We start from the raw sequence: 19952 nt of genomic DNA, 5'->3' as shown, positions 1-19952 counted from the left end.
GCTTCGATCTGCGCGACTGTGTCCTGCGGATCGAGCTTTTCGGGGCCCTCCAAAGGATGCAAATGGACAATTCTCCCAACTATTCCCATCTCCCGACGCCGCGCATCGAGCGTGTTCGCCATGAGCTGAAGCGCCGCTCGCTCGTCGTTTCCGGCATCGAGCGGGTGACGCCGGGCATGCTCCGGATCACGCTTTCCGGTGAGGATCTCGCCGACTTCGTCAGCCTCGGGGCGGATGACCACATCAAGATCTTCGTGCCCGGCGCAAACGGCACCGAAGAGCGCCGGGACTATACGCCACGGCGCTACGACACAGACGCGCGCGTTCTGGCGCTCGATTTCGCGTTGCACGAGGCGGGCCCCGTGACCGCCTGGGCAATGGCGGCCTCCGTGGGCGACAAGCTCGAGATCGGCGGGCCGCGCGGTTCGGCGGTCGTGTCTGGAGATTTCACGCGATGGCTGCTGATCGGCGACGAGACGGCGCTGCCGGCGATCGGGCGGCGGATCGAGGAGACGCCGGCGGGGCATCAGATCACCAGCGTCGCCGCCGTCACCGGGCTGGACGAGCGGCAGAAATTCCGCACCAAGGCGGCGCTCACCACCCATTGGGCCTATCGCCCGCTCGATCAAGCGCACGATCCGTCAGCGCTGCTTGCCGTCGTGCGTCAAGTGGCGCTCGAGCCCGGCACCTTCGTCTGGATCGCGGCCGAAGCCGCAGTCACCCGGGCGATCCGCACCCATCTCGTCGAGGAGCGCGGCTTGCCGCTCAGCTGGCTGAAAGCCTCCGGCTACTGGGTGAAGGGCAAGGCCGACAGCACCGAGAAGTTCGAATAGACATCACGCTTTCCGGTGCCTTTGCTCGGGCATCACGACGGGAACGCTCGGCCGGCGGATCAAAAGATCCGCGCAGGCCCTGCTGCGGTTACCTCAGGCGCGCCTCTCTTGAGGGGCGCCTGCCGCCCTCATGCCGGCGGAACAAGGCCGGGAAAACATGTCGTGGGCTCGGGTGCGCAATTGCCTTGTCGCGGAGAGTCAGGTCATTTCGCATCTTGGGGCGACGTCTATCCGATCCTGCGGATCGACTGATGCCATCAATGGTTCAATTCGAGGGCAGGGCAGGCTTGGACCTCATCGACGATCAAGCGCAATCCGATCAACCGACGCCGCGCATGTATGCCTGGGCGCGCAATTCAGCGGCCTATCGGCTGGCGCGGCAGATGCTGACGGAAAAGCAGCTCTTCGACGCCATCTCGCGCAAGGCGCGGGAGAAGTTCGAGGATATCAGCGTGAACCAGGTGGAGCTGCTGGCGGCTGCGGCCGTGACCTTTGCCTATGACAATGGCGCGCTCAACGACAAAGCTTATGCCGAGATCAAGACCCGCTCGGCCATGCGCGGTGGCAAGTCGAAGCGGGCGATCGCCCAGAAGCTGTCGGAAAAGGGCGTCGCGCGGGACGCCGTCGCTGCGGCGGTGGCGGAAGCCGACGATCTCTATGCGGCCGTCGTCTTGGCGCGAAAGCGCGCCTTCGGGCCGTTCCGCAAGGCGGCGCTCGACGAGAAGCGTACGGCAAAAGAGCTCTCCGCCTTTGCCCGCGGCGGCTTCAGCTTCGAACTGGGCAAGCGGGTCTTTGCGATGTCGGTTGACGAGGCCGAGGACATTTTGTTTGCAGGCCGCTCGCTCTGACCCAAGGGGGCAGGTCGTGTTGTCTGATTGGTCTTCCTGTTCGCCTGGGTCAGGCCTCAGGCGATCGGCAAGGACCTTGCCGCCGCGGAGGCGGGCATGCTGGCGCTCGCCCTGATCTCCGGCATCGTCCAGTACGCGCTTGCCTTCTGGCTCTACCTGATCGGCCTCAAGCGCCTGCCGGCGAGCACGGCTGCGCTGTTCCTGACCCTGACGCCCGTCTTCGGCATCGGGCGTAAAGGCCGCGGCAATTACCCGCGCTTCAGCGCCGGATCGTCCATCGCCGGATTGTAGAATAGCGAAAGCGTCAGGCTGCGGGCGATGCGTTCGGCCGTGGCCATGAACCAGGCCTTGGCCTCGCCGTTCGGGGCGATGTCGTCGAGCGTCGTGGAAAAGAGATCAAGCCATTTCGGAAAGAGATCCGGCGTCATGTTGGCGACGCCGACATGCGCCTGCACCGGCTTGCCGCCATAGGCGCCGTTGCGGAAGGCGACGGCCGACCAGAAGCTCTTCATCTTGTCCATGTGCTCCGGCCAGCGGCCGGAAAGCCTGGCGTCGAAGACGGGGCCGAGATCGGGATGGACGAGCACGCGGGCGTAGAAGGTCTCGACGAGACGATCGATGAAGGCCGCATCGATGCCGATCGCCTTCATCTCGGCTTCCGCTCGTTCGCGGATTGCTGCGACATGAGCGGCGCGGCCCTGCAAGTCGTTGTCGTCCATCCCGATGTCCCTGTCTCGATGCCCCTGTCTCGATGCCCATGTCTCAGGCCCAGGCCCTTATCTTTGGCGTCTTGCATATAGGCATGCGGGGGCGTCGCGCCAGAGGCCGAAGGGGCGATTGCGTCAATCTGTCAGAGGTAACGCTGGGTGAGTTTTGCCAGTGCTGTTCTACCCGGCCTTGCAACGGATTGCCCGCGTCGCGCGTCGCAGTAACGGTTGCGAGCCGGCACGTCGTAACTGTTACGTACTTGGACACCCACCCCCGCACGCGCATCATCCGCCCGGTCCTCGACAGCAGTGCATTTCCGATCGCCTTAACTAGGAGAGTACGATGAGCATGCATGACGATAACAAGGCTGCGCCAGCGATGGCCGAGAATGGGGTAACGGATGTCAGCCGCCGCGATCTCCTTCTCAGTGGAACAATTTTTGCAGCCGCGTCGCTGGTGGCAGGCGCTGCTTCGGTAAGTCCGGCCAAGGCGCAATCCTCTTCTTCCGCGAGCGGCAAGCCGCCGAACATCCTCGTCATCTTCGGCGACGATATCGGCATTCCGCAGATCAGCGCCTACACGATGGGGCTGATGGGCTATCGCACGCCCAATATCGACCGTATCGCCGCCGAAGGCGCGATCTTTACCGACAGCTACGGCCAGAACAGTTGTACGGCGGGCCGCGCCTCCTTCATCCTCGGCCAGGAGCCTTTCCGCACCGGGCTCTTGACGATCGGCATGCCGGGCGACCCGCACGGCATCCAGGACTGGATGCCGACAATCGCCGACGTGTTGAAGACCAAGGGCTATTCGACCGGCCAGTTCGGCAAGAACCACCTCGGCGACCGCGACGAGCATCTGCCGACCGCACATGGCTTCGACGAGTTCTTCGGCAACCTCTACCACCTCAACGCCGAGGAAGAGCCGGAAGGCTATTTCTATCCCAAGGATCCGGAGTTCAAGAAGAAGTTCGGCCCGCGCGGCGTCATCAAGTCGAGCGCCGACGGCAAGATCGAGGACACCGGCGCGCTCAACACCAAGCGCATGGAAACGATCGACGAGGAATTCCTGACGGCTGCCAAGGATTACATCGACCGGCAGGTGAAGGCCGACAAACCGTTCTTCTGCTGGTTCAACTCGACCCGCATGCATGTCTTCACCCACCTGAAGCCGGACTCGCTCGGCAAGACCGGCAAGGGCATCCATGCCGACGGCATGGTGGAGCATGACGGTCACGTCGGCCAGCTCCTGAAACAGCTCGACGATCTCGGCATCGCCGAGAACACCATCGTGCTCTACACCACCGACAACGGCGCGGAACTGGCGCTGTGGCCGGACGGCGCGCAGACGATGTTCCACGGCGAGAAAGGCACGACCTGGGAAGGCGGCTTCCGCATTCCGATGATGGTGCGTTGGCCGGGCGTGGTAAAGCCGGGCACGCAGATCAACGACCCGGTGACGCTGATGGACTGGCTGCCGACCTTTGCGACCGCCGCCGGCATCGCCGACGTCAAGGAAGAGATGAAGAAGGGCTTCAAGGGCACGTCGAAGACCTTCAAGGTGCATCTCGACGGCTACGACCTGACGGGGCTGTTGAAGGGCGAGGCGAAGGAGCCGCCGCGTGACTCGGTCTACTACTTCGACCAGGGCGGCAACCTCAACGCTATCCGCTGGAACGACTGGAAGCTGAGCTTCGCCCAGGCGAGCCACGGCAACATCGCGACGGCCACCCGTGAGGTGCCGAGCTGGGCCGTCATCGCCAACCTGCGCATGGACCCCTACGAGCGCGGCATGGAAGACGGCGGCGGGGCGATCGAGTTCCTCGCCCGCAACATGTGGCTGCTGGTGCCGATCCAGGGCAAGATCAAGGAGTTCTTCGCCGACTTCAACGATTATCCGTACCAGGCCGGCAGCACGCTGAACGCCAGCGGCATCAACTATGGCTGGCTGGCGCAGCAGGCAGCGATGAAGCGGCTGGGCGAACTGGAAAGCCTGGCGCCGCGGTAAAGAGCGGAAAGACTCCGCCGCCGGCGACCGCTGGCGGCGGGACGCAAAGCGCCGGCGGCTTGTAAAAAGGCCGCCACCTCTTGCCGCGGGTCAAGGTCCGGCGGCATCCCTTGCGTAATTCCTTGCGTTCGATCGCAAAAAAGGAGCGTGCGATGTGCCTGCGGAGTCTGCGTGCCCTTGCCCTACACACGGCGATCCTGGTGGCGTTGCCGACAGTGGCGCCGGCACAATCGGTGATGACTCAGGGCATACGCACGAGCGAGGCGCAGGAGCCAGCGCTGATCCATGCCGACCAGCAGTCCGCGGCGCAACAGAAGCTCGATACGCTTTATGCCAGGCTGGGCAAGAGGCCGAACATCGTCTGGCTCGTGGTTGATGACATGGGCTATGGCGACCCCGGCGCCTATGGCGGAGGTGCTGCGATCGGCGCTGCGACACCCAACATGGACAGGTTGGCGCGCGAGGGCCTGAGGCTCACCTCGGCCTATTCGCAACCCACCTGCACGCCGACGCGCTCGGCGATCCTGACGGGCCGGTTGCCGGTTCGCACCGGCCTGACGCGGCCGATCCTTGCCGGCGACAAGATCACCAAGAACCCCTGGGCCGACGAGATTTCCCTGCCGACGCTGCTTGGTGGGGCAGGGTACAAGACCGTGCTCTCGGGCAAGTGGCATGTGGGCGAAAGCGAAGGCATGCGGCCGCACGAGGTCGGGTTTGATGAATTCTACGGCTTCTACGAGGCCGAGAAGGAAATCACCCAAGGGGTCGACAAGCGGCGTTACCCCGATCTGGTGCTGAACCCCGAGCGGCTGGCGATGCTGAGGAAGACCGGATCGAGCACGGCGCTGGTACAGGCGGTAAAGGGCGGGCCAGTCAAGAAGGTCGAAGAGATCGACAGCATCGAGAAGATGGCCGAAGGCGATCGGATGCTCAAGGAATTCACCGTGAAGAAGATCAAGGAGCTTGCTTCGGGAACGGCGCCGTTCTTCCTCGAACACTGCTTCATGAAAGTGCACGCCGACAATTTCGCCTCCAAGGCCTTCGAAGGCAAGAGCGGCAGCAAGTACCCCTACAAGGACGACGTGGTGGAGGTGGATGCCTATACCGGCGAGATCGTCGATGCGCTCGATCAGGCCGGCGTCCTCGACAATACCTTCATCTTCGTCACCTCCGACGACGGCCCGCAGCTCGATAGCTGGCCGGACAGCGGCTATACGCCGTTTCGCGGCGCAAAGGGATCGGCCTGGGAGGGCGGCATCCGCATCCCGGCGATCGCCTACTGGAAGGGCATGATCAAGCCCGGCCGCGAAAGCGACGAGCTCTTCGACCTGATGGACCTCTTCAACACGTCGCTGAGCCTTGGCGGCATCAGAGACAAGGTGCCGGTCGACCGCTACATCGACGGCATCGACCAGACCTCGTTCCTGCTTGCCGACGACGGCCGTTCGAACCGCGAGAAGGTGTTCGTCTGGAACGAGCAGAACCTGATGGCGATGCGCATGTACGAGTACAAGATCCACGTGAAGGTGGTGGAAACCAAGGCCCAGTGGCTGAACATCGACATGACCACCGTCAGCGACGTTGGCCTCGCGCCGTGGCTCTTCAATCTCTACATCGATCCGAAGGAGGAATATCCGGTCGGCCACCGGATGAACGCCTTCCTCGCCTCGATGCTGGCCGAGATGAAGGCGCATGCCGCCACCTTCAAGAAATACCCGGCGAAGAACATCGGCCTTGGACAGTGAGCGATCCGGTACATAACAGGGGACGTCGGATTTTCAGTGGACGCGGCGGGGATTTTCAGGCGCCGCGCCGGCCCAGTGAGGTCCGGTGGCGACTTCGTCTTGCCGCCGTGAGAGGGGCAGTTGAGATAGCGCTTTCGCGATTGCGCCCAGCGACACCACATCCTAGTTTCCCGCCAAATCTGCCGGGAGCTGAACCATGCGAATTCGACCTGCGGTCAAGGACGACCATCCGGCGCTTTGCGCGATCGACAGCGTTGCGGCCGACGATCTGAAGCGACGCGCCGACATTGCCGACTGGATCCAGCAGGGCTGCTGCCATCTCATCGAGATCGAGGGGGAGGCTGCCGCCTATGGCGTGCTGACCCACCACTTCTTTGGCCAGGCCTTCATCGAAATGCTGATGGTGGGGACGTCCTGGCGCCGGCGTGGTCTGGCTGGGACGCTGATCGCCCACTTTCAATCCATGTCGTCGGGCGCGAAACTCTTCAGCTCGACCAACATGTCGAACCGTCCGATGCAGGACCTGTTGGTCAAGGCCGGGTTCCGGCCGAGCGGCTACATCGACAATCTCGACGAGAACGATCCGGAGATCGTGTTCTACAGCCCCCCAAGCCGAGCGTGACCTGAGGGGCTGGATAGCGTGGGGCTCAGGCGGCCGCGCCGAGCTCGGCGAGGTGGCCGGCGAGGTCGGTGCCCCGACCGGCGGCGTTGATCGTGTCGAAATATTCGTGCCAGCCGGATTGGGCGATGCCGGCGACGAGGGCTTCGAGTGCTGTCGCGTCCGGGCAGCGCCAGACGGCGAAGAAGGTCTGCGATGCCGCATGCAGCTTCGACTGGTCGACCTTGCCGAAGGTGATGAGCTCGACGCCGAGCGCCGACAGGCCCGGCATGGCGGAGCCGATCGCGGCCAGGAACTGCTGGCGCCCCTGACGGGGAAGGGCGAGCCACGCCGGCTTGGCGCTGTAAAGTTCGGTCAGGTAGTGAGGCATAGTCTGCTTTCTTGTTGTCAGTCTGAGGTTATGCCATTCCGGGCGCTCTCAAGCGTTTCCGGAACTGGATCTGGTGGGGATGGATCGAAGCGCGCGGCGACAGATGCGCGATGTCGCGGGTCCTGAGCTTTCGGCGGACCAGCGTGCCGCCAGCGCCTGGACCCACTCGGGCCGATCCTTGGCCGCATCGTTCAGCCAGTTGCCGATCGAATCCTGCACGTAAGGCGAGGGATCGGCGCGCAACGGCTCGAGCACGGGCAGCGCGCGTTCGGGTTCTTTCTTGAGCACTGAGAGATGGGCGCACCAGACGCCGCGCGGGCGGATGGATTCCGAGGCGAAACGGCGGATGCGTTCGGATGGATCTGATGTCCACTCTGCCGCCAGCAGGGCGATCGCTTGATCCAGATCGGCCGCGAGATGCGGGCGAACGGCGATCCAGGCCCATTCGCGAACACCGAAATGGCTATCGTCGGCCAGCGGCCGGATCGCGGCCAGCCGCTCGGCGAGGGTCATGTTTTCTCCGGCCGCCACCACGAAACAGGCCCAGCCGCGCACCGTGTCCGAGGAATGCTGCTTGAGCGTCTCGAAAGTCGAGGGGCCGAGGCGCTCTCCGATCAGCCGGGCGGCAAGCGGCATGCGCCGGGAGATGCCGGCCGACGCGGCCGATGTCATCTCGGCAAGGGCATCGTCGTCGATGCCGGGCACGATGTTGCCCATCAGCGCTGCGAAGTCGACCGCGAGGCATTCGGTCAAGGTGATGGCTTGCGCTCCGGCGTTCAGCTGCGCCAGGCGCTCGGCGCCAATGCCGCTGGCGCCGCGTTTCTTGGTCTTGCTCTCGCTCACGCCTGTGTTTCCGGCGTGTTCTTGGGCGTGGCGCCGGTCTCCAGATTTTGCCAGATGCGCTTGAGCAGCCGGTGGAACGTCTGGTGTTCATCGGCGCTGAAACCGGCAAACAGCGAGGCGATCCAGGCGCTGTGTTCGCCCAGCAGATCGCGGGCAGTCCTGCGGCCGGTTTCGGTGAGCATTACCGCGATCTTGCGCCGGTCATTAAGGCCCGAGCGGCGCTCGACGAAGCGATCGCGCTCCAGGCCGTCGAGGAGCCCGGTGATGGTGGCGCGCGTCACGCCCGCGCGATCGGCAAGCTCATGCGGCGACAGGCCCTCGGGTTGATCGTTGAGCAGGAAGAGGATAACGAACTTGCCTTCCGACAGCCGGTGGGGCGCCAGTCTTGCGGCGCAATCCCGGTCGATCGCGCCTGACAGCGCCAGCAGTTCGAAGCAGGCGCGCATGTTGCCGGTCTCGGCGACCGCACGACGCTCGGCTTCCTGCAACATGGCCCGGTGTTTTTGTTCCAGCATTGTCATAAGGCGACAGATAATAAGGCGCCTAATTAGAGTCAACGGCTTCTTCGTTGTCGGCTGTGGATGGGGCGGCAGACCTGCCCTACCGCCCGATCATCCGCTCCTGCATTTCTTCGCCGATGAAGCAATTGTAGCCCTCACCGAACCGGGCTGCGCGCACCGTTTCGGGCGACAGGCGGCTTATCTCCAGGCCGGAGATTTCGATGATCAGCTTGCGCAGGATGGCGCGGGCGAACTCGCCGCTGTCCGTCACCTTCACCAGAAAGGCGCCGTCGCCGCCGATCACGCATTCGCGGTAATAGGCGTCGAGATCGGGGATCGCGGCGGAGTCCCAGGCGACGTGGGTCTTCAGCATGATCGGCAGGCCGTCGATGGTGATGCCGCGGGCAACGGTGGAATTGCGGGCGACAGGGGCGGGGACGCCGGAATTGTTGGGACCGTCGCCCGAGATGTCGATGACGCGGCGGCTGCCCTCAAAGGGGCTGTAGTCGAACAGCCGTCGGGTGAAGGCCAGCGTGTTGGAGATCGAGGTGAAGGCGATCCGCCGGATCGGCTGCCGCCGCAGCAGCTCGGAATATTGCGAGGCCGTGCCGCGGCCGTCGATCAGCGTCCAGGGCGTGACCTGCACCGCCGAGCCGCCCCATTCGACATAGGTGACGGCGATGCGGCCGACGGGACCATTCTCGATCGCCTCGATGAGGGCGGGCTCCAGGAAGGCCGCGACATAGCCCTGCCGCTGCAGCCGCTGCTCGTCGAGTTCCATGGAATAGGAAACGTCGACGGCGAGCACCAGTTCGAGATCGACCCGGAGCGGTTCGGCGGAAGCACTCCCGCAGAAAAGGCAGACGTAGGCAAGAAGGATCGATCCGAGCTTCATGGCAGCCGATACCGAAGGCGAGCGGGATATCCATGCTACGCCCAAACCGACCTAGCGCAATGCGGGGTCCGCCGCCGATGGATTGGCCGGCTGAGCCCCCTGCGGTTAGGCAAACCTGCCGGCAGGCTCTGGTCAGGTCAGCGGCGCAGCTTCTGCAAAAGCGGTTCCAGCGCCTCGATCAGCGGTTCGGGCGAAACCGGATCGCCGCCTTCCTCCCAAACATTCTGAAACTCGGCGATTTCAAGCCCGACGACTTCGCTCCTGGCAAGGACCGCACAGGCTGCACGCAGGTCATCGAGCGACAGCCCGTTTTCATGCTGGTAGTCGGTGGGCACGATGCCGGGGTTCAGCACGTCGCAGTCGAGGTGGATATAGACCGGACGGCCGGCGACGGCTTCGGCCAGCCTTTGCGGGAGATTGGCACCGGGACGAATATGCGGAATGCGCTTCGCCTCGATGACTTCGGCCTCGAAGGGATCGAGGTCCCGCTGGCCGACGAGCACGATATTTTCGATGGAAAGCCCGCCGCCCAGACCGGACTGCCAGAGGCCGCAGGGCCCGGACAGCGCCAGCCCGCCGAGATAGCCGGTGCTGCTGGCCTCGGGCGTATTGAGGTCGGCATGGGCGTCGAACCAGACGACGACCGCATTGCCGTGGTGCCTCGCAAGGGCAGGCAGGGTTGCGAGCGAGACGGCACAGCGGCTGGTCGCTGCCAGCGAAAACGATCCCTCGGCGTAGACCACATCGAAGCGATCTCGCATGCGCTTCAGAGCCGGCATCGCGGCTTCGAGCTCGACCGCCCAGTGGCCGTTCAGCGCCGGTTCCGGATCTCCGACCGTGACCGTTTCGAGGCCGAGTTTTCGGGCGAGATGGGCGGCAACGGACTTCGCGCCGGGAATGCCGAGGTCGTTGTGATCGCCGGCGCGACCCTGAAAGCAGGTGAGGGCAATGGGCATCGATGGCGGCTCCAACTCGCGTTTGCAGCGAACGAAGCACAGAGGCCGTCGATTTGGCAAGGCTGGAAGCCGAACGGCGCAATGCGGTTGCGTCCGTTCGGTATTCCTTCATGCCAGCGTCCTTGCTCGGTGTGCCTTCTATCCGAACACCAGCGAGCGGTGCAGTTGCGCGCCGGCCCAGGCGCCGTCGCCGACGGCAAGCGAGACGGAGTGGGGAACGCGGCCGACGTCGCCGCAGGCATAGGCGCCGGGAATGGTGGTTTCCTTGGCGGCCGTCGCCCGGATCTGCAGGCCCATCGGGGTCTCCTCGATCTCGCAGCCGAAGCGCTCGGCGATGTCGCATGAGGGCGTGGTGCGGGTGGCGACGAAAAGGCCTGCGAAGGGCAGGCGGCGGCCATCCGTCAGCACGACGTCGGCATGGCCTTCGAGCCGTGCGACCGGGGTTTCGTCGATGGTTACGCCGCGCCTGACGAGATCGGCACGGCCTTCGGCGTCGAGGGTGATGGCGCCATTGGTGAAGAAGGTCACCTTGCCCCATTCCGGAATGAGCTGCGCCTGGTGGATCGACATGGGGCTTGCCGCGATGACGGCGATCTCGCCCTGGTTCAGCTCGTAGCCGTGGCAATAGGGGCAATGGAAGGCGCTCTTGCCCCAGCGCTCGGCCAGCCCCTCGATCTGCGGCAGGCCGTCCTTGACGCCGGTTGCAAAGAGCAGGCGCCGGCCTTCGAAGGAGGCGCCGTCAGCGGTGGTAACGAAGAAGGCATCCTGCTTGCCGCTGGCTTTCTCGGCACGGCCGTCGATCCAGGTGAGCGTGGGGTAGGCGAGCAATTGTTTGCGGGCGCTCGCGGCGATCTCGCCGGGGTCGATGCCGTCCTGGCCGAGGAAGCCATGGGAATGGCTGGCAAAACGGTTGCGGCGAATGCCCTCGTCGATGATCGTCACGCGCCGGCGGGCGCGCAGAAGCTGGAGGGCGGCGGCCATGCCGGCATAACTGCCGCCGATGATGATGACGTCCTGTTGCATGGGTCTTCCTTTCGGTTGGGCGCAGGCCAGCCCACCGGTTTCTTGAACCAGTGTCTCGACCCGGGCTTTGGGCAATAGGATTCCGGCCGGAAACCGCTTATGCGGTCCCGGTGTAGTCGGATGTGTCGGGATCGATCACGTCAGGACGGATCGATCGGCTGCTGTCAGTGCGATCGGAGCCGGTGCCGCCGGGCAAAGTCCTCGGCGAGGTCGGCAAGGGTCACGTGGGCGAACCGGTCGAGCAGCAGCGCCTCGGCCTCCGCAAAGGCGGTATCGAGGGCGGCGTTGACCGCCTGTTCGACGAGGCAATCCGGCATTTCCTGCCGGTTGCCGATGGCAAAGATCGCGGGTTCGCCGAGTGTTTCGTGCAACTGCCTGAGCGTCACAGTCTTGAGATCGGCGGTGATCGCCCAGCCGCCCGCATGGCCGCGGGCGGAGGAAACGATGCCGGCATCGCGCAGGAAACCCATGGTGCGGCGTACGACCACCGGATTGGTGCGCATGCACATGGCAAGCTCGTCCGAGGTCAAGGGCTCGCCGCGCTCGGCCATGTGCAGGAGCGCGTGCAGGACGGAGGAAAGGCGGCTGTCTTTTTTCATGTAACTTCAATTATTACGAATCGAGGCGTGATGCAAGAGGGCGTGGCGGGCGGTGGGGCAGGTGGGATTTGGAGCCCGGCTTGCGATTGCAAGTCATACGGTATGGCAAGCCATTTCCGCAGTCCTCATTCCTGTGCTCGTCACAGGAATCCAGCCAGCCCAAGTCCTTGGGCTGAAAGGACTCTTTCGCGCAGCAGACGCGGCGCTGCCGGATCTCTGACGAGCACAGGAATGACGGCGGCATCCGCCATCCTGATTAAGACGCGAGATGGATGGCGCCGTAGGGATTGTACTTGAACTCGTCCTCATCATAGGCATCGACGGGCAGCAATTGAGCGCCGCGGTGCTTAAGCACCGTCTCGACGCCGTCGCTGAAGACCTTGTCGGCAACGGTGTCGATCAACGCGCTCAGGGCCAGTTCGTCGTCGGAGAGGGTTTTCGGCGCGTAGACTTCGGGTATCCCGATCAGATGGAAGCCGATGCTGTAGAGATGTTCGTCGGTGCCGATCGGCCGCTTGGCAAAGGCGAGGCGGCAGGGGCGGGCAAGTGCAGCGCCTGTTTGGCCTTCGGCGTCGCGAGCAAGCTCTTTCCACCTCTCAACGCCGTGGGCGACGCCGGCGCTCTCGCCCTTGGCGGCGACGATGCCGTTATCGAGGGTGTGGGCGACCAGCCGAAGTGCGATGGCTGAATGTTTGACCGCATCGTTTGCCGTCATCGGCGGGCCGAGCACATAGATGACCGAGCGATGGTCGCTGACGGCCTCTTCGTCGGCTTCGGTCCAGGCACCCTTCTTGACGCGATCCCGGCAGACCTCGAAGGACATCGGCATTCGGTCGTCCGGGGCGTCCTCGGAAAAGGTGTCGTCGATCTCGAAGCCTGGCGCGAGACTCTCGATCGCCGACTGGATCATCTCGCAAAGCACGGAGAAGGGGCGTTCTCCGCCGAGCAGGCAGAGCACGTGACGTGGTTTGACTTCGGAAAAGCTCATGGCCGCTGTCCCCCGGTGGTTTGGGCGAAGCTGTCGCAGACACCACCACAAGATGCAAGCGGTCAGTGGATGGCTTTCCTAGACGTGCTCCGGACTTTGCCCCCGGGCCGGCTGCTGTGCTCGTGCGACAATGACGATGCCGACGAGTGAGACGGCGAGGCCGGCGGCCATGGCCCAGGAGAGGGGCTCGCCGAACATGATAAAGGCCCAGATCATCGTCACGGGCGGGCTCAAATAGAGGATGGCGGTGACGCGGGCGGGCGAGGATTTTTTCAGCGCCAGATAATAGAGGCTCCAGGCGCCGAAGGTGGCGACGAAGACCAGCCAGAGGATACCGCCGATAAAGCCCGGATCGAGCACTGGCAGAACGCTGCCCTCATGCCAGGCAAAGAGCGCGAAGATCGCTGCCGCCGACAGGCACTGGATCGAGAGGCTTTGATGCACAGGCATGGCGCCCGCCGGGCTGCGCTTCTGCAACAGGGTCGCCAGCGCCAGCGACAGGGTGCCGAGAACCGGCAGGCCATAGGCCCAGAGCGGAACGTTGCCGATATCGAGCGACCAGCCGGAGGCGATCAAGACACCGGTCAGCCCGATGAAGGAGCCGAGCCATTGGCGGGCGGTCAAGGCCTGGCCGAGGACCGGCCAGGAGAGGATGGCGACGGCAAGCGGCAGCATGTCGGTGATCAGCGCCACGAGGCCAGTGGGCACGCCATAGGAGATCGCCAGCGCAAAGCCCGCGAGATAGCCGGACATGGCAAGCGCGCCGAAGAGCATCTGCGGCACGGCGTCCTGCAACCGGATCTTTGGCCCGACCGTCAGGGCGAAGGGCAGCAGTATGAGACCGGAGACGAGGCTGCGCCAGAAGAGGATCAGGAAGAGCGGCGCGTGATCGATGGCGAAGCGGATGCCGACGAAGCCGGCGCTCCAGGAGATCACCAGCGCGGCCTCAAGCAGGATCAGGATGACGACGGCCCACATCCGGTTTGGCTGGCGGGAAGGCAGCGCAGCGACGTCGCTCATATCAAGGGTTCCGGCTCTAGCGGCTGGGGAGGGCCGCGTCGATGGCGGCGGCGGATCGCGGGCGTTCGGCGCGGCGGCGCCAGCCCGGCATCGGCAGGGTAAGGATGAAGAGCGAGCCGACGATCAGCCCGATGCCCGCCCAGCCCTCGGCCGACAGGCGCTCGCCGACGATGACGACGGCAAGCACGGCGGCGATGACCGGTTCAAGCAGCGACAGCGTGGTCGCCATGGTGGCCGACACGCGGGCGAGGCCATAGGCGAAGAGCACGTAGGCGACCAGCACCGGCACCAGCGCCATGTAGATACCGACGGCGACATTGGTCCACGACGCTAAAAGCGGCGCGCCGGTGAAGGCGAGCACCGGCAACAGCAGAGTGCCGCCGACACCGAAGATCGAGCCCATGGCGGCACGCGGCGGAATGCCCGCCTGCATCAGCCGCCGCGCCACCCAGGAATAGAGCGCGTAGAGCAGGCCGGAGACGAGGCCGAGCAGGATGCCGTAGAGGACGGCCGTCGCGTCGGCAGCACCGGCGCTGCCGTGGCTTTCCGAAAAGGTGAGAAGCACGGCGCCGCCAAGGCCGGCGGCGGCACCGAGCAACCAGCGAGTGGTGAGCTTCTGACCGTCGAAGATGCGCTCGATCAGCGAAGCGGCGAGCGGCGCCGAGCCGATGGAGATGACGGTGCCGATGGCGACGCCGGCGAGATGCATGGAAGAGTAGAAGGCGAGCGGATAGATCGCGACCGAGAGCGAGCCGAGGATCAGCATCGGCCACTGCGCGGCGATCTTCGCCCTGCTTTTGACGATCGAATGCAGCGCCGTCAGCGCCAGGAGCAGGCCGCCGAGGCCCATGGCGACGGCGCCGATGCCAAGCGGGCTGACCCCTGAAGCAAAGGTGGCGGTGGTGCCGGTCGTGCCCCAGAGCGCGGAGGCGGTGAGCACGCAGGCAAAGCCGACGAGAGAAGCGGAATTTCGGGAGGTCATAGCTGGTCCATGATCGAGATGGCGATCCGGCGCGCGGTCTTCAGCCGGGCGTCATGTCCGTCGAGCCCGGCACGCGACATCGCGCCTTCGAGCAGGAAGGAGAGGTGCTCCGCCGTCTCGTCGATGGCGGCACCCGCGTCGGGCTTCATCTCGGCGAGATATTGCTTGAAGAGCGTTTCCACCTCGTCCTTCTGCGAGGCGACGATGTCGCGGGCGGGATCGCCGACCGAAAGCTCGGCTGCGGCATTCAGGAGGCCGCAGCCGCGGAAGCCCCAGGAATAGGCCATTTCAGCGTGGTCGACATAGCTGTCGAAGATCGCCAGCACACGGTCTCTCGGCGTTGCCGCATGGGCCAGGCGCTCGCGGTAAAGCTCCTGCCATTCCCGGTGGCGCGCCTCGATATAGGCGTTCACCAGATCGGTCTTGGACGAGAAGTTGTTGTAGAGGCTCATCTTGGCGACGCCCGCATGCGCGGTGATCGCATCGATGCCCGTGGCACCGACCCCATCCCGGTAGAACAGTTCGGCTGCCGCCTTCAAAAGCCGCTCGCGCGCCGGCGCCTTGTCGCTCATCGCTTTCTCCAATCTATTAGGTAGACCGATCTACCTATTTTGGTCCGATGTCAAGTGACGCGGTGTTTTTCGAAGGGGATGAGGATGCGGTGATGCGCCGGCCGATCGCCGCCGTTTGTGTTTGCGGCTGTAACCGTAACGTACTTCCGCGCGTCGCACGCAACGGGTCTACTGCTCGGCATGCATTCGCACTAAATTTCGCATTGGTGGCCCGCAATGGAGTTTGCGAGGCAGCGGCGGTCGAGAGATTTCAAGGCCGCCGGCCGCGGCGTATGAGGGAGATTCGGCATGCTGCGATTTATACTCACAGGCGTGGTGCTTCTGGCCGGCGCGACGAACGTCGCGGCGCAGGATATGTTGCCGGCCGAACTCCGGGACCGCGCGATCGCCCGCCGGGCGACGGAGGCGGTGATCTGGGGCATGCCGGCGGTCAATGCCGACCTGATGCTGCAGACGATGCTTTCGACGACGAAGGCCAGGGTCAACGAAGTCGTCTACTGGTCTCGCCCGGTCAACTGGAAGAACCAGACGCTGACGCCGAACCCGGATTCGATCTATTTCATGTCCTTCTGGAACGTGAAGGACGGGCCCATCGTCATCGAGATCCCACCGGCCGAGGGCGGATCGATCGCCGGCAACATCGTCAACGCCTGGCAGATGCCGCTCGAAGATGCCGGCCCGCATGGCGCCGACGAGGGCAAGGGCGGCAAGTACCTGATCCTGCCGCCGGATTACATGGGCGAGGTGCCGGAGGGCTTCATTCCGCTTCGCTCGGACACCTTCACCGGATTTGCGCTGCTGCGTTCCAACCTGAAGAGCCATGCCGACGCCGATATCGAAAAGTCGGTCGCCTATGGCAAGAAGATCAAGATCTACCCGATGCCGGTGACCGACAAGCCGCCGGAAACGGTCTTTACCGACGCCTATGACGTGCTGTTCGACAGCACCATCCGCTTCGACGCCAGCTTCTTCGACAATCTGAACCGGGTCGTCCAGACCGAGCCGTGGCTCGAGCGCGACCGGGCGATGATCGACCAGCTGAAGACGCTCGGCATCGAGAAGGGCAAGCCCTTCCAGCCAAGCGCCGAAACCAAGGCGCTGCTCGACAAGGCGGCGGCCGAAGCCAGAGCCGAGCTTTCGGCGCGCTATGACGCCGGCTTTCCTGTCATCAACGAGGGCATCCGCTGGTTCCCCGCCGGGCTGCCGGACATGGTGAAGGCCGCCTCGGAGGCCTATGCCGATCCCGGTCTCTATCCGGTCGATGCCCGAGGCGTGACCTATACGCTCGGCTTCACCGGCATCAAGCGGCTGGGCACGGCGCAGTTCTACCTGATGGCCAACAAGGACAAGGACGGCAATCCGTTCGACGGCGGCGCTAACTACCGCCTCGTCGTGCCGAAGGATGCGCCGGTCGAGCAGTACTGGTCGGTGACCGCCTACGACCGCGAGACCCATGCGCTGATCCGCAACATGGACAAGGCGAGCGTCGCCTCGATCGGCGAGGGGGTGAAGAAAAATGCCGACGGCTCGGTCGACGTCTATTTCGGCGCCAAGGCGCCTGCGGGCAAGGAGGCGAACTTCGTGCCCGTCGACCCTGCCCGCAAGTTCGAACTGCTTTTCAGGCTCTACGGCCCGGAGAAGCCGCTGTTCGAGAAAAGCTGGAAGCTGCCCGACGTGGAGAAGATGCCGTAGCGCTTGCAAATGCCGTACTTGCAAAGTGACGGTGTTGACGCATTCCGGCGGAGCCATAGCTATGCATGCAGCCGCGGGCGGAAGGAGCCACCATGTGCGGACGCGTCTATCTGAAGACCAATCTGGAGGGGTTGCTGCGCGCCTTCGGCTTTGCCGAGCGTGGCGGCGTCGAGACGATCGCCAACCAGTTTCCGCGCTATAACGGAGCGCCGACGCTCACCTATCCGATCATCATCCGCGACGTGATCCGCGATCCCGATCTCTTCGGTCCGGTCTTCGTCTCGGCCCGCTGGGGCCTGATCCCGAGCTGGACCAAGGACCCGAAAGCGGGCAGGCCGCTCGTCAACGTGCGTTCCGACACGATCGCCAGCAAGTTCCGCTCGTCCTATCAGCGCCGCCGCTGCCTGGTGCCGATCGACGGCTTCTTCGAATGGAAGGACATTCACGGCACCGGCAAGGACAAGCAGCCCTATGCAATCGCCATGAAAACGGGCGAGCCGTTCTGCCTTGCCGGCATCTGGGAGAGCTGGCGGAACCCCGATACCGACGAGGATATCCGCACGTTTGCGATCGTCACCACCGACGCCAACGCGATGATGGCCGACATCCACGACCGCATGCCTGTCATCCTGCATCCCGACGATTACGAGCGCTGGCTTTCGCCGGAGCCGGAAGCCCCTGACCTGATGAAGCCGTTTCCGCCTGAGCTCATGACGATGTGGAAGATCGGCAGCAAGGTCGGCTCGCCGAAGAACGATACGCCGGATATCTTGGATCCGGTGGATTGAAGGGGAAGCGCTTCACTTCGTCCATTGAGCCCAAAGCAATGAAGGCACGATCGCAAGTGCCATAACCACCTGAAACACGATGTACGCGATGATGATAAAGGCGATATCGTGAACGATTGTTTTGGCAACCTTCACGATCCTCCCGCTGCAGCTTTGCCGTCTCAAATCGGTGCCTTTACGTCATCGCCGTAGGTGTAGGTCAGACGGCGCTCAGAGATGTTATCGAGAGGCAGCGCCCTGAAATGGGATTTTAGCGGCAACCCGGTTTCCTTGGAAATCCACATTTCGACACGGACATTATAGTCCTTTTGGATCTGTCGCTCATATCGATAGACCGTAGCAGCGATACCCGCGACGTCTTCATGGCGGAGAAGCGCACAGTTCGCCGCCATTTCCGGCTCAGCGGACGCCGGAAGAGGCACGCTGGAGCTTGCGCCCAATGTGAGCAGCTAACGTCCATATGTACCGTTGCGACATCGATGCCTTCCTTGATTGCGGCTGAAACTGAACACGATCCTTTGTGTTGTGCGAGAGGGGTGGCCTGGAAAAGCGTCGTATCGCCTGACGGGAGCGCAAGCTCAGTGCTCGACATTGTCTTGGCGACCTGATCTAGCTGCCTGCGCCAGCCACAGGCTCATGGAAAGGCCAGCTCTTGATCTATCTTCTCCGCCATGGCGAAACCGTCTGGAACACGCTCGGTCGGTTCCAGGGGCAGCTGGATTCGCCGCTGACGAGGCTTGGCGTCGAGCAGGCAGATGCTGTCGCCAACCTCCTTCGCGCCGAGATTGGTGATGAGGTGCCGTCGTTCGAGATGCATGTCAGCCCGCTCGGACGGACCCGCGAAACCGCCGAAAGGGTGCAGCGGGTGCTGCCGCTTGCGAGCCGCGAGGATGCGCGGTTGATGGAGGTTTCGGTCGGCTGCTGGGATGGCATGACCAAGTTCGAGATCGACATGGAGTGTCCGGGCAAACTCGATGGTTCCGATGTCTTCGACTGGTATTTCCGTTCGCCGGATGGGGAGAGTTTCGATGCCGCCTGTGCGCGGGCGGAAAGCTGGCTTGCGGATATCCGGCGGCCGACGGTCGCGATTTCCCATGGGCTGTTCGGCCGGTTGCTGCGCGGCGTCTATGCCGGCCTCTCCAGGCGGGAAATGCTGGAGCTGCCGGTGCCGCAGGATGGATTTTATCGTCTCGGCGATGGGGCGTTCAGCCTCGTCACCGGCGTATCGACCGGCCGGCAACTGGCGTCCGCAACCGAGTGAAAACACCAGCGCGGCACCTCGTGTCGGCTCCCGGGCCTTTCCAGTGGCCGCCGCGGTGGATCGACGTTTCTTCGCGGTTGGAGGGCTATCGGCCAAAGGCAGGCGCGGACTGCGCAGGCATCACGTTTGCATCACCTGCTCCAGAGCGCTCAGCAACGCCCGCGTATCCGCCGGCTTGCCGACATTGACTGCCCCCGCCAGAACCTCTCCGCCGACCTGCTCCGGCTTTTCATAGGCGCTGGCAAGCACGAAGGGCACGCTCTGCGCCCGCAGCGCCTCCGCCACCGGCGTCACGGTGCCGTCTTTCAGGGTAACGTCCAGAATGGCCACCGCCGGCTCGGCGCTTCGCAAGAGCTGCAGGGCCTGCTTTACCGTCGCGGCGGGTCCCAAGACATGCCAGCCGTGCCTTTCCAGCAGCAGCTCGAGGTCCATGGCGATCAGGAACTCATCCTCGACGAGAAGCACGGACTTGGACATAAAACCAGTCTCTGTCTTTGGAGACCGGTGACAGGGGCGTATCGATCTCTACTGCCAAACCCTTTGGTGCATAGTTCAGTTCCACGCGCGCGCCCAATTCGCTTCTCACGGAGAATTTCGATAAGCCTGGTGCCGAAACCCGACGTCGTCGGGGGGCGTGACCGACGGACCGCCGCTTTCCTGCGAGGCCAGCGGAAGACGCCCCTTAAAGGCCTTCTCGATCTTC

Annotated in this window: 22 protein-coding genes; 9 read left to right on the top strand and 13 right to left on the bottom strand. The window is 64.1% G+C overall.

Features of this window, described 5'->3' with window-relative positions; genetic code table 11:
• Window positions 1–62 precede the first annotated feature (62 nt).
• The 3 genes from IB279_RS11830 (at window position 63) to IB279_RS11820 (ending at window position 1972) form a co-directional block, all read left to right on the top strand.
• Window positions 63–833, top strand: a complete 771-nt coding sequence (locus IB279_RS11830) for a siderophore-interacting protein (RefSeq protein ID WP_034792990.1) — start codon at window positions 63–65, stop codon at window positions 831–833.
• A gap of 260 nt (window positions 834–1093) precedes the next feature.
• Window positions 1094–1681 carry a recombination regulator RecX gene (gene recX / locus IB279_RS11825; RefSeq protein WP_034792997.1) on the top strand — a complete coding sequence of 196 codons (588 nt, stop codon included), beginning with the start codon at window positions 1094–1096 and terminating at the stop codon, window positions 1679–1681.
• Between the two features lie 27 nt (window positions 1682–1708).
• Complete coding sequence (locus IB279_RS11820) at window positions 1709–1972, top strand: EamA family transporter (RefSeq protein ID WP_112975910.1); 264 nt, start codon at window positions 1709–1711, stop codon at window positions 1970–1972.
• On the opposite strand, the gene IB279_RS11815 is transcribed toward IB279_RS11820, so the two are convergent.
• Complete coding sequence (locus IB279_RS11815) at window positions 1930–2400, bottom strand: group III truncated hemoglobin (RefSeq protein WP_112975909.1); 471 nt, start codon at window positions 2398–2400, stop codon at window positions 1930–1932. The genes IB279_RS11820 and IB279_RS11815 overlap by 43 nt on opposite strands.
• 331 nt (window positions 2401–2731) lie before the next feature.
• Between IB279_RS11815 and IB279_RS11810 the strand changes: the two genes are divergently transcribed.
• The 3 genes from IB279_RS11810 to IB279_RS11800 all read left to right on the top strand — a co-directional run bounded on the left by IB279_RS11810 (window position 2732) and on the right by IB279_RS11800 (window position 6763).
• Window positions 2732–4396 carry an arylsulfatase gene (locus IB279_RS11810; RefSeq protein WP_034793006.1) on the top strand — a complete coding sequence of 555 codons (1665 nt, stop codon included), beginning with the start codon at window positions 2732–2734 and terminating at the stop codon, window positions 4394–4396.
• A gap of 152 nt (window positions 4397–4548) precedes the next feature.
• Window positions 4549–6141, top strand: a complete 1593-nt coding sequence (locus tag IB279_RS11805) for an arylsulfatase (RefSeq protein WP_192339216.1) — start codon at window positions 4549–4551, stop codon at window positions 6139–6141.
• A gap of 196 nt (window positions 6142–6337) precedes the next feature.
• A complete protein-coding gene (locus IB279_RS11800) occupies window positions 6338–6763 on the top strand; it encodes a GNAT family N-acetyltransferase (RefSeq protein WP_090294191.1) in 426 nt (141 codons plus the stop codon).
• A 25-nt stretch (window positions 6764–6788) separates the two neighbouring features.
• Here IB279_RS11800 and IB279_RS11795 read toward each other — a convergent pair whose 3' ends face one another.
• The 11 genes from IB279_RS11795 to IB279_RS11745 all read right to left on the bottom strand — a co-directional run bounded on the left by IB279_RS11795 (window position 6789) and on the right by IB279_RS11745 (window position 15508).
• A complete protein-coding gene (locus IB279_RS11795; RefSeq protein WP_034793040.1) occupies window positions 6789–7130 on the bottom strand; it encodes a DUF6616 family protein in 342 nt (113 codons plus the stop codon).
• Between the two features lie 48 nt (window positions 7131–7178).
• Window positions 7179–7973: a DNA alkylation repair protein gene (locus IB279_RS11790; protein WP_112975908.1), complete on the bottom strand. Its 795-nt coding sequence runs from the start codon at window positions 7971–7973 to the stop codon at window positions 7179–7181.
• Window positions 7970–8494: a MarR family winged helix-turn-helix transcriptional regulator gene (locus tag IB279_RS11785; RefSeq protein ID WP_090294187.1), complete on the bottom strand. Its 525-nt coding sequence runs from the start codon at window positions 8492–8494 to the stop codon at window positions 7970–7972. Before IB279_RS11785 ends, IB279_RS11790 begins: the two co-directional genes overlap by 4 nt.
• 79 nt (window positions 8495–8573) lie before the next feature.
• Window positions 8574–9368, bottom strand: a complete 795-nt coding sequence (locus IB279_RS11780) for a DUF1194 domain-containing protein (RefSeq protein ID WP_089043536.1) — start codon at window positions 9366–9368, stop codon at window positions 8574–8576.
• Between the two features lie 137 nt (window positions 9369–9505).
• Complete coding sequence (locus IB279_RS11775) at window positions 9506–10324, bottom strand: arginase family protein (protein WP_112975907.1); 819 nt, start codon at window positions 10322–10324, stop codon at window positions 9506–9508.
• A gap of 138 nt (window positions 10325–10462) precedes the next feature.
• Window positions 10463–11347, bottom strand: a complete 885-nt coding sequence (locus IB279_RS11770; protein WP_112975906.1) for an NAD(P)/FAD-dependent oxidoreductase — start codon at window positions 11345–11347, stop codon at window positions 10463–10465.
• 164 nt (window positions 11348–11511) lie between these two features.
• Window positions 11512–11946 (bottom strand): Rrf2 family transcriptional regulator, encoded by a 435-nt coding sequence (locus tag IB279_RS11765; RefSeq protein ID WP_113506301.1) that lies wholly within the window; start codon window positions 11944–11946, stop codon window positions 11512–11514.
• Window positions 11947–12202: 256 nt separating this feature from the next.
• Entirely contained in the window at window positions 12203–12934 is a 732-nt protein-coding gene (locus IB279_RS11760; RefSeq protein WP_112771013.1) for a hypothetical protein, read from the bottom strand.
• A 78-nt stretch (window positions 12935–13012) separates the two neighbouring features.
• Window positions 13013–13954, bottom strand: coding sequence for a DMT family transporter (locus IB279_RS11755; RefSeq protein ID WP_112771012.1), 942 nt, complete (start codon window positions 13952–13954; stop codon window positions 13013–13015).
• A 16-nt stretch (window positions 13955–13970) separates the two neighbouring features.
• Window positions 13971–14936 (bottom strand): DMT family transporter, encoded by a 966-nt coding sequence (locus IB279_RS11750; protein WP_112771011.1) that lies wholly within the window; start codon window positions 14934–14936, stop codon window positions 13971–13973.
• Complete coding sequence (locus IB279_RS11745) at window positions 14933–15508, bottom strand: TetR/AcrR family transcriptional regulator (protein ID WP_060516055.1); 576 nt, start codon at window positions 15506–15508, stop codon at window positions 14933–14935. Before IB279_RS11745 ends, IB279_RS11750 begins: the two co-directional genes overlap by 4 nt.
• A gap of 288 nt (window positions 15509–15796) precedes the next feature.
• Here IB279_RS11745 and IB279_RS11740 point away from each other — a divergent pair, with 288 nt between their 5' ends.
• From IB279_RS11740 to IB279_RS11730, 3 genes are all read left to right on the top strand, one after another.
• Entirely contained in the window at window positions 15797–17200 is a 1404-nt protein-coding gene (locus IB279_RS11740; protein WP_112771010.1) for a DUF1254 domain-containing protein, read from the top strand.
• Between the two features lie 92 nt (window positions 17201–17292).
• A complete protein-coding gene (locus IB279_RS11735) occupies window positions 17293–17988 on the top strand; it encodes an SOS response-associated peptidase (RefSeq protein WP_089043543.1) in 696 nt (231 codons plus the stop codon).
• A 652-nt stretch (window positions 17989–18640) separates the two neighbouring features.
• The gene (locus IB279_RS11730) at window positions 18641–19249 is read left to right on the top strand and encodes a histidine phosphatase family protein (protein ID WP_112771009.1); all 609 of its coding nucleotides are present in this window, start codon (window positions 18641–18643) and stop codon (window positions 19247–19249) included.
• Window positions 19250–19369: 120 nt separating this feature from the next.
• Here the strand turns inward: IB279_RS11730 and IB279_RS11725 are convergent, their stop codons facing one another.
• Window positions 19370–19726: a response regulator gene (locus tag IB279_RS11725; RefSeq protein ID WP_090294177.1), complete on the bottom strand. Its 357-nt coding sequence runs from the start codon at window positions 19724–19726 to the stop codon at window positions 19370–19372.
• Window positions 19727–19952 lie beyond the last annotated feature (226 nt).

The sequence above is a fragment of the Ensifer sp. ENS06 genome (genome assembly GCF_014852205.1).
Taxonomy (GTDB): domain Bacteria; phylum Pseudomonadota; class Alphaproteobacteria; order Rhizobiales; family Rhizobiaceae; genus Ensifer; species Ensifer adhaerens.
The sequence above is the reverse complement of the archived record's forward strand: the minus strand, read 5'-3'. Positions and strand labels throughout refer to the sequence as shown.